The 9,415-nt window shown below is 63.9% G+C and carries 8 protein-coding genes and 4 tRNA genes; 4 read left to right on the forward strand and 8 right to left on the reverse strand.

Annotated features, from left to right (window positions below):
• Positions 1 to 140 precede the first annotated feature (140 nt).
• The 6 genes from JX325_RS09205 to JX325_RS09235 form a co-directional block, all read right to left on the reverse strand.
• Positions 141 to 215: transfer RNA gene (locus JX325_RS09205), tRNA-Gln, on the reverse strand.
• Positions 216 to 272: 57 nt separating this feature from the next.
• Positions 273 to 349, reverse strand: a tRNA-His gene (locus JX325_RS09210).
• 44 nt (positions 350 to 393) lie between these two features.
• Positions 394 to 470: transfer RNA gene (locus JX325_RS09215), tRNA-Arg, on the reverse strand.
• A 10-nt stretch (positions 471 to 480) separates the two neighbouring features.
• A tRNA-Gly gene (locus JX325_RS09220) sits at positions 481 to 555 on the reverse strand.
• Between the two features lie 123 nt (positions 556 to 678).
• Positions 679 to 1,296 carry a gamma-glutamyl-gamma-aminobutyrate hydrolase family protein gene (locus JX325_RS09225; RefSeq protein WP_204790861.1) on the reverse strand — a complete coding sequence of 206 codons (618 nt, stop codon included), beginning with the start codon at positions 1,294 to 1,296 and terminating at the stop codon, positions 679 to 681.
• Positions 1,297 to 2,119: 823 nt separating this feature from the next.
• Complete coding sequence (locus tag JX325_RS09235) at positions 2,120 to 2,800, reverse strand: TraX family protein (protein ID WP_307819261.1); 681 nt, start codon at positions 2,798 to 2,800, stop codon at positions 2,120 to 2,122.
• Between the two features lie 260 nt (positions 2,801 to 3,060).
• On the opposite strand from JX325_RS09235, the gene JX325_RS09240 reads away from it, so the two are divergent.
• On the forward strand, positions 3,061 to 3,522 hold the full coding sequence (locus JX325_RS09240; RefSeq protein ID WP_204790863.1) for a C-GCAxxG-C-C family protein: 462 nt from the start codon (positions 3,061 to 3,063) through the stop codon (positions 3,520 to 3,522).
• Positions 3,519 to 4,850: a sodium-dependent transporter gene (locus JX325_RS09245; protein ID WP_204790864.1), complete on the forward strand. Its 1,332-nt coding sequence runs from the start codon at positions 3,519 to 3,521 to the stop codon at positions 4,848 to 4,850. The genes JX325_RS09240 and JX325_RS09245 overlap by 4 nt, the downstream gene beginning before the upstream one ends.
• Positions 4,851 to 4,914: 64 nt before the next feature.
• Here the strand turns inward: JX325_RS09245 and JX325_RS09250 are convergent, their stop codons facing one another.
• Entirely contained in the window at positions 4,915 to 6,267 is a 1,353-nt protein-coding gene (locus tag JX325_RS09250; protein WP_204790865.1) for a sodium-dependent transporter, read from the reverse strand.
• 1,242 nt (positions 6,268 to 7,509) lie between these two features.
• Here JX325_RS09250 and ispE point away from each other — a divergent pair.
• Positions 7,510 to 8,376: a 4-(cytidine 5'-diphospho)-2-C-methyl-D-erythritol kinase gene (gene ispE, locus JX325_RS09260; RefSeq protein WP_204790867.1), complete on the forward strand. Its 867-nt coding sequence runs from the start codon at positions 7,510 to 7,512 to the stop codon at positions 8,374 to 8,376.
• Here the strand turns inward: ispE and sfsA are convergent.
• Entirely contained in the window at positions 8,373 to 9,047 is a 675-nt protein-coding gene (gene sfsA / locus JX325_RS09265) for a DNA/RNA nuclease SfsA (RefSeq protein ID WP_204790868.1), read from the reverse strand. The genes ispE and sfsA overlap by 4 nt on opposite strands.
• 223 nt (positions 9,048 to 9,270) lie before the next feature.
• Between sfsA and JX325_RS18700 the strand changes: the two genes are divergently transcribed.
• Positions 9,271 to 9,415 (forward strand): OadG family protein (locus JX325_RS18700; protein WP_204790869.1); only part of this gene is annotated, 145 nt, incomplete at its 3' end.

Here is a 9,415-nt window from a genome sequence, read left to right on the forward strand (position 1 = left end):
CCCCCGTCCCCTCGTCCCCCCGCTGGGGTGGGGGTTGCTCAAGGGGGAGCCCGCTCCCCCTTGAAGGAGCGAAGAAATTTCCCGTCCGGCGCAGTTTTCGCCGCCAGGCGGAAACGGAGCGGTAAGGGGAATTTCTGAGCTGGCAGGGACGGCTGGACTCGAACCAGCGCATGAGGGAGTCAAAGTCCCTTGCCTTACCGCTTGGCTACGTCCCCATGCAGGAAGGAAATAAGCACGGGGACCGGGGAAAAGCCCCGATCCCCTGCTTCTTGTGGGGTGGGAGATGGGACTCGAACCCACGACACCCGGAACCACAATCCGGTGCTCTAACCAACTGAGCTACACCCACCACATATCAACCATCTGAAAACCGCTGGACGAAGGGGAAGAGCTTGGCACGCCAGAAGGGACTCGAACCCCTGGCCTACTGCTTAGAAGGCAGTTGCTCTATCCGGCTGAGCTACTGGCGCGAATTTTGGATGGAGCAGGTGACGAGAATCGAACTCGCATCCCCAGCTTGGAAGGCTGGTGCCCTGACCATTGTGCTACACCTGCTTAAGTCTTGGCCGCGAGGTTTCGGCCCTCCCTGGAAATCGTCAGCTTGGATATCATACCATGAAAGCCCCCGGCTGTCAAGCGGTCTTGGACGGTTTTCCCGCGAATTTCGGAAATTTTTTCTCAGCGGCCCAAATTTAAGAAGGCCTCCATCAGCCGCCGCCCCGGAACCGGGTCCCCCAGGCGCTCCGGGTGCCACTGGACCGCCCACACCGGCAGGCGCTCATGGCGCAGGGCCTCCACCACGCCGTCCTCCGCCCACTGGACGGCCCGCAGGCCGCTGCCCAGCCGGTCCGCCGCCTGGTGGTGGGCGCTGTTCACCGTCAGCCCCTCCCCCCAGAGAGCAAGCCCGGGGGCGTTCCGCACGCCGTGGAGCCGGTCTCCTCCCTCCCAGGCCCCGTGTCCGGGAATGTCCTGGGCCAGGGTTCCGCCGAAAAAGACGTTGATGGTTTGGAGCCCCCGGCAGACCCCCAGCACCGGCTTCCCCACGGCGGTAAACTCCTGGAGCAGCCGAAGCTCCGCCTCGTCCCGCTCCGGCTCCAGCCCCCGGGAAGCAGTATTCTCCCGCCCGTAACGCCAGGGCTCCAGGTCCCCGCCGCCGGGGAGGAGCAGCGCGTCCCACCGGATTCCCCGGCCCCCGGCGTCCTTCCCGAACACCGCCTGGCCCCCGGCGGACTCCACCCAGCGCCGGTAATTGGCGAACCGCTCCGGGGTCCCCCAGATATACACCGTCTGCCTCATCCTCATCCCTCCCAGGCCGTCTCCCTCCAGCCTATGCAGCGGACAATTTCTATGTTACGGATATTGACTTGAAAGGCGGTCCGTAGTATCATTCCCTTAGGCCGGGAGGCGTTTGGCTTCCATGCAAACCGCGCGGAATCCCGCCTCCGGCAAAGAGAACCAAGACTACAGAATGGGGGATATCCTGCGATGAAAAAACTGCTTTCTCTGACCNTAGNGCTGCTGCTGCTTTTCACTCTGGCCGCCTGCGGCGGTTCCGATTCCGGCGGCGGTTCCGATTCCAGCGGCGGCTCCAGCAGCGCCGGAAGCGGCGAGGTTCAGGCTGAGGACGGTTACGCCGAGGCCCGCACCGGCGACCTGGTACATTCCTATTTCATGGACTTTACCGTAAACAGCGNCTACACCACCGGCGACTACTATGGTCACACCGCCCCGGAGGGTATGAAGGTGCTGGTAGTAAATATGAGCATTAAAAATACCTTCAACGAAAGCCTGCCCATGTACGACGACGATTTTCAGGGCCAGTGGACCGCCAGCTCCGAGACGGACGAATTCGCCTGGCCCATCACTGAGGCCGAGGACGGAAGCGACCTGGAAGTGGTGTCGGAAGAGCAGCTTCCCGCCGAGTACGAGCTGGCGGTAAACGAAACCCGCACCGGCGACCTGGTCTTCGACGTGCCCGCGGACGAAAAGGACTTCTCCATCTCCCACCTGGAGCTCTTCGACGACGACAGCGAAGGGGACACCTTCTTCGTGTTTTTCACCGCCGAGGAGCGGTAAGCGCAGTTTTTAAAGCGGAGCGGCNCTACCGCTCCGCTTTATGTTATCCCAGGCCCCGGGCCAGCAGGAACAGCAGGCAGGTGTGGGCGGGATAGTAGACATAAAAGAACCATTTCCAGCCCCGGCCCCTCTCCCCGTTGTAACGGAGCATCAGCGGCAGCGCCAGAACCATCATCCACTGGACGGGGAACACGCCGTACAGCGCCTCGGCGCTGAATTGGTAGATGCAGAAAACCAGGTACACGGCGGCCAGGGCCTCCCGGCGGTCCCGGAGGAAGTACATGGCCAGCNCCAAGGCGATAAACTCGAAGCCGAACTCGTTTACCGCCAGGTTCGGGACCACTCCGGTGAGAACGTCCCCGCTGAAATTCCGGGTGAAGGGCAGCAGGAACGGGAGAAGCCCGTAAAGAACCTGGACCAGCGCGGCGGCCCCCAGCAGGAGCCCGCCCTGCTTCCAATCCCGCTGNTACAGCTCCACCGCGCTGATGAGAACTCCCGTCAGAAACAGCGGCAGGAAAATGTTGTGGTTTCCATAGCCCCCCTCCGGGAGGAACCGGGTATTCAGGAACAGGCCCAGAGCCGTCATAAAAAGGCTCAGCAAATAGAGCCGCAGAAGGTACCGCTTCCGGCTCCGGGTATGGGCATAGCCCTGGACCATGCAGAAGAGAAACAGGGGATAGGCCCCCCGGCCCAGCCAGCGCAGCCACGCCGGGGCCGCCGGAATCTACAGCCCGATGTGGTCCAGGGTCATGAGAACCACCGCCGTCAGCTTCAGGGAAAACGTCGTCATCGTCTCAGCTCCTTATTCAAAAAGGTACGGGCAAAAGGCCCGCTGAGAACAAAACGGGAAAACAGGGCCGGATTCTTCAAAATAAGCCCGGAATTTTCNTGGTTGCTATTTCCATCCAGGCTTGTTATAATGCCNTCATAAGTACAGGCCCTTTGGGCCAAAGCAGATGAATTTGACAGAGAGGAGACATTTTTATGGATCGCTGCGCGATGGCGTATCAATATCACAAGGAGGGCTGGAACTGCGCCCAGTCCGTGGCGGCGGCCTGCGCCGGTTTGGCGGGCCGGACGCCGGAGGAGGTCCTGCCCCTCCTGGGCGGCTTCGGCGGCGGCCTGGGCGGCAGCCACGAGGAGGTCTGCGGCGCCGTCAGCGGCGGCGCGCTGATTTTGAGCCTCTGCTTCCCCTTTGACAAGCAGGGGGACCAGGAGGCCAAGNGGAACATCTACCGCGTCACCAAGGAGTACCGCCGCCGTTTTTTCGAGGTCTTCGGCCACACCCGCTGCGGGGACCTCCTCCGGGCCAAGCCCGGCGTAACGGACAAAAATCCCGCTTCCCAGCGCCTGGGCGTCACCGCCCACTGCGACAACATGATCGTCACGGCGGTGGAGCTGCTGGAGGCCCTGATTCAGGAGGAGCGGGAAGGGGGCGCGGCATGAGCCACGAGCACAAGAAGCGCCAGTTCAGCAGCCAGTGGGGCTTTGTCCTCTCGGCGGTGGGCTCGGCGGTGGGCATGGCCAACGTGTGGGGCTTTCCCGCCAAGATGGGCAGCAACGGCGGCGGGGCCTTCCTCATCGCCTACCTGATCTTCATCGCCCTCTTCGGCACCGTGGGCCTGGCGGCGGAGTACGCCGTGGGCCGCCGGGCCCGGACGGGCACCCTGGGGGCCTATGAAATGGCCTGGGGCACCCGGAAGAAGGAGCTGGGCAGGGCCGGGGGCCTTTTGGGCTGGCTGCCCCTGGCGGGGTCCATGTGCATCGCCATCGGCTACGCGGTCATCATCTCCTACGTGCTGAAGGCTTTCGCCGGCTCCCTCACCGGGGAGCTGATGACGGCGGACACCGCCGCCTGGTTTGAGAGCTTTTCCCTGGCGGACTACTCCGTGATTCCCTTCCACGCCATCGTGGTGGTGGGCACGCTGCTGACNCTTCTNCTNGGGGCCAAGAGCATCGAAAAGAGCAACAAGGTCATGATGCCCCTCTTTTTCCTGATCTTCCTCATCCTGGCGGTGCGGGTGGCCTTCCTCCCCGGCGCGGCGGAGGGCTACNGCTATATGTTCTCCCCCCGGTGGGAGGAGCTGCTGGACCCCATGGTGTGGATCTGGGCCATGGGACAGGCCTTCTTCTCCCTGTCCATCACCGGCAGCGGCATGATCGTCTACGGGGCCTACCTGGATACGGCGGAGGACGTGGCGAAGCTGGCGAAACGGACGGCCCTCTTCGATACCATCGCCGCCCTGGTGGCCGCTCTGGTGATGATCCCCGCCTGTTNTGCCTACGGGCTGGACATCGGGGCGGGGCCCTCCCTNCTCTTTGTCACCCTGCCCCGGATTTTGCAGGACATCCCCCTGGGGCGGCTGTTCGCGGTGATTTTGTATATTGCCATGATCTTCGCCGGGGTCAGCTCCCTCCAGAACATGTTCGAGGCGGTGGGGGAATCCCTGCTCCACAAATTCCCCAAGCTCAGCCGAAAGGCCATGCTGGTCCTGCTGTGCGTGGTGTGCCTGGGAATCGGCCTGCACATGGAGCCCATCTTCAAGTGGGGCCCCTGGATGGACATTGTATCCATCTACATCATCCCCATCGGGGCCACCCTGGGGGCGGTGAGCTGGTTCTGGATCATGCGCCGGGAGGATTTGATGGACGAGGTGGACAAGGGCGCGGAGAAGGCCCCCGGCGCCTGGTGGTATCACGTCGGGCGGTATGTGTATGTGCCCTGCGCCGTTATCCTGTGCCTGGTGGCGCTGTGCATGAAGGTGGCGTTCTAAAGCAAGCTATAGAAAAGCGGCGGGGAAATTCCCCGCCGCTTTATTTAAGTTTTGGAGCTCCGGCTCAAAGCAGCCCCTGAATCAAAATGATCAAAATCAGCACCGGCAGGACGAACTGGAAGTAGGGCCACAGCCAGCGCGGCATTTTCAGGCCCTGCCCGGAGTTGGCCTCCTCCAGATAGCGGTCGTAGCCCCATNNGCTCNTGCTGACGCAGAACAGCAGGTACACCAGGGACCCCAGGGGCAGCAGCAGGTTCGAGACGAGGAAGTCCTCGCTGTCCAGCACGTCCCGTCCGCCGATGAGGTGGAGTCCGCTCCAGAGGTTATAGCCCAGGACGCAGGGCATGCTGGCGATGAGAATNAAGACGCAGTTCGCCAGGGCCGCCTTTTTCCGGCTCCAGCCGAAGTTGTCGATGGCGTTGGCCTGGAGGTTCTCAAAGACGGCAATGACCGTGGAGAAGCTGGCGAAGGTCATGAACAGGAAGAACAGGGACCCCCAGAGGCGGCCCCCCGCCATATTCAGGAAGACCTTGGGGAGGATCATGAAGATCAGCGCCGGGCCCTGTCCCGGTTCCACGTCAAAGGCGAAGCAGGCGGGGAAGATGATGAGNCCCGCCATCAGGGCCACAAAGGTGTCCAGCAGGCAGATGCGCACCGCCTCGCTGGTGAGGGTGGTGTCCCGGCTCATGTAGCTGCCGAAANTNTCCATGGCGGCAATGCCNNNGCTCANGGTNAAGAACGCCTGNNNCATGGCGGCGGTAATGACATTGCCCAGGCCCGCCTCCGCCGCCCGCTGGAAGTCGGGCAGGAGGTAGAACTTCACGCCCTCCATCCCGCCGGAGAGGGTCAGGCTGTGGACCGCCAGCACAATGATGAGGGTCAGAAGGCCCAGCATCATCCACTTCGTGATCCGCTCAAGGCCCTTTTGCAGGCCGAAGCTCACCACCAAAAAGCCCGCCAGCACCGTCAGAACCATCCAGACGGTCATCTCCACCGGGTCCGCCAGCATGGCGGAGAACACGCCGTCCACCGCATCGGAGGCAAGGCCGTCAAAGGCCCCGCCGGCGAACTTGAAGAAGTAGCCCAGCATCCAGCCGGAGACGGTGGTGTAGTACATCATCAAAAGGCAGCAGCCCGCCACGCAGAACCAGCCGTGAATGTGCCACTTGCTGCCCGGCTTCTGGAGGGCCTGATAGCCCTGCACGGCGNTTTTGCGGCTGGCCCGGCCCACCGCCAGCTCCATGGTCAGAACCGGCACGCCCATGATCGCNAGAANNAGCAGGTANAACAGCACGNANACGCCGCCGCCGTTCTCCCCGGTGACATAGGGGAATTTCCACACGTTGCCGATGCCGACGGCACAGCCCGCGCTTACCAGAAGGAAGCCCAGGCGGGATTGAAAACGCTCCCGTTTCATAAGTTTCTCGTTCCTCTCTCGTATATTTCGTTGCAAAACCCACCGGCGGGAAATCCCGCCCCGGGCAGATTCTCTTAGGATAACGGGCCTTAGCGGAAATGTCAATGCTTTCGTGGCGGAAAGGGCGGAAAAAGACTGGAACGTCAAGCCCCGGCCGAAGCCGGGGCTTGACAGAAAGGCCGTTTCGGCCTATAATAATTCCAGGCACCGCGGCAAGCGGTTGGTCCGGCTAGATGATTACAGCTTCAAAAGAGAAACCGTCACCCTGCCCGGTGGCGGTTTCCGCTTTTTACCTTGATCGTTATCGTCCAATGAAGGATATGGAACGTCCATGTAATCGCCATCCCGTCACCCCCTTTCGGGGAACGGGACCAACCGCCGCCGTCTTTTCGCGGCGCCTATCCCTGCCATACCGCAAAATCCGCCGACACGCAAGGCCGGAAAGGAGGCCCCCTATGACGGACTGCCGGACCCGATACCCCCTTCTGCTCATCCACGGCCTCAACTGCCGGGACGATTGGATTTTCCCCTACTGGGGCCGTGTGGCGGACATCCTCCGGGAACATGGGGCCACGGTTTACCTCAGCGGCCAGGACGCCTGGGGCAGCGTCCCCGGCAACGCCCGGGCCCTTCTCCGCCGGGCGGAGGACATCCTAACGGAAACAGAAAGCCAAAAGCTGAACCTTATCGCCCACTCCAAGGGCGGACTGGAGGCCCGGTATCTCATCTCCACNCTGGACTTCGCCGGGAAAACCGCCTCCCTCACCACCATCTGCACGCCCCACCACGGCTCCCGGGCGGCGGCGGAGTGGCTGGCGCGGGAGCGGGTCTGCCGGATTGCGGGCCGGGGGCTGGAGGGCTTCTGGCGGGCCCGGGGAGACCGGGACCCGGACTTCCCGGCGGCGGTAAGCGCCCTAACCCCCGAGGCCATGGCCCGCTTCAACGAAGAGAACCCGGACAGCCCCCTGGTCTACTACCAAAGCTGGGGCGCCCGGCTGGACGGGGCGGGCTGGGACCCCATGGACCGCCTCCAGCTCCGGCTCACCAGGGCCGACGCCCCCACCGATGGCCTGGTCTCCCCGGACTCCGCCGCCTGGGGGCGCTGGCGGGGCACCCTGGCGGGCGTGTCCCACCAAGACGCCGCGGGAGGGCGGCGGCGGAAGCGTCCCGGCTTTGACGCCGGGGAGTTCTATATCCGCCTGGTTCAAGAGCTGGCGGAGATGGGATTTTAAGGAGGACTTTATGGAACGATATGCGCAGGCCGCCCCGGCAAAGGTGAATCTGGCCTTAGACATCCTGGGCCGCCGCCCGGACGGCTATCACGAGATGCGCATGGTAATGCAGACGGTAAGCCTCTGCGACGCCGTGACGCTGGAGGAGGCCGGGGAGGGCTTCGCCCTCTTTGCCCAAGGCCTCGTCCTCCCCCAGGGGAAAACCCTGGAACAGCGGGCGGCGGAGGCGTTCTTCGCCGCCATAGGACGGCCCCGGCCGTCCCTCCGGGTGACGCTGGAGAAGAAAACCCCGGCCTACGCGGGCCTGGGGGGCGGCAGCGCCGACGTGGCGGCTTTGCTGCGGCTGCTGCGGGAGAGATACGCCCCGGCCATGCCCCGGGAGGCGCTGGAGGCCGTGGGCGGGCAGATCGGCAGCGACATGCCCTTCTGCGTCCGGGGCGGCACCGCCCTGGCGGAGGGCCGGGGGGACCTGCTGACGGACCTCCCCCCCCTGCCGGACTGCCGTTTTGTGATCTGCAAGCCGGACTTCGATCTGCCCACGGGGCCCATGTTCGCCCGGCTCCGCTTTGACGGAAGCCTCCCCCATCCGGACGTGGACGGGATGTCCGCCGCCCTGAAACGGGGAGACCTGGCGGGCGCGGCAGGGCGCGTGGGCAACGTGTTCGAGACGGTGCTGGAACCGCCGGAGCGGCGGGAAATCCAGCAGATCAAGGAAGCCCTCCTCCGCCACGGAGCCCTGGCCGCCGCCATGTCCGGCTCCGGCCCCGCGGTGTTCGGCCTCTTTTCCCCGGAGGCGGAAACCAACCGGGCGCTGGAGGAGCTGGGCCGCCGCTATGCCCAGGTTTTTGAGGCGCTCCCGGTTGGGCGGCTGCTTTAGAGCAAAACCGGCACCTCACGCCGGAGGGTCAGGCTCTCCGGCGTGACGGCGCAGTCCCACGCGCACACCCGGACCCCCGCGGCGGCGGCCTCCCGCAGGGCCGCGCCGAAGGCGGGGTGGGTCTCCTCGTTGGGGGCCACGCTCTTCATGCCCTCCATCTGCACCACGAAGAACAGCGCCGCCCCCAGCCCGGCCTCCGCCGCCTTTTGCAGCTCCCGGATGTGCTTTACCCCCCGCTCCGTGGGCGCGTCGGGGAAGCGGGCCGCGCCGCCGTCCTCCAGGGTGACGCCCTTGACCTCGATCAGGAAGAGGCCCCGGGGGCTCTCCACGCAGAAGTCCAGGCGGGAGTCCCCATATGCGTACTCCCGGCGGAGGACCGCCCCCTCCGGCAGGCGGGGCGCCAGCCATTCGGCAAAGACCCGGTTGGGCGCCTGGGCGTCCATGTTTACCAGCAGCGCCCCCTTCCGCACGGCAATGAGGTCATACGCCGTCTTCCGGCCGGGGTTTTTGTTTTTCTCCAGATAGACGGCCGCTCCGGGGACCAGCAGCTCCCGGCAGCGGCCCGTATTTTTTACGTGGACGGTCTGGACGGCTCCCTCCGCCTCCACCTGGGCGATGAAGCGGTTGGGCCGGGCGAGAAAGCGGCCCGGGACCACGGTTTGATACTGCATAGCGGACTCCTTTCCGGCGGGGCGGGGAAATTTTACCGGTTTCTTAACGGATAAACCCGCTGCTTCCCGCCCCGGATTCGTAAAATTGTACCATGTTTTATTACTTACGTCCAGCCTCCGGGGACTAGGCAAAAAAGCCCTGATAAAATTTCTCCAAAGTCATTGTTTTTTTCGGCGGAAGTTGATACAATAGCCCTGCATCTATATTTATAGGAGGGAGCATATGCCAGAATATGGAAGTTTGTTTGTCTGCCTGATGGGCATGGGCACCGTGTTCTTCGGGCTCATCTGCCTCATCGTCCTGACGACGATCATGGGCAAAATCGTGGGAGGCCGCCCGGCCCCCGCCGCCCCGGCCCCTGTTGCCG

Origin of the sequence: Oscillibacter sp. CU971 (assembly GCF_905219725.1) — a bacterium.
Lineage (GTDB): Bacteria > Bacillota > Clostridia > Oscillospirales > Oscillospiraceae > Oscillibacter.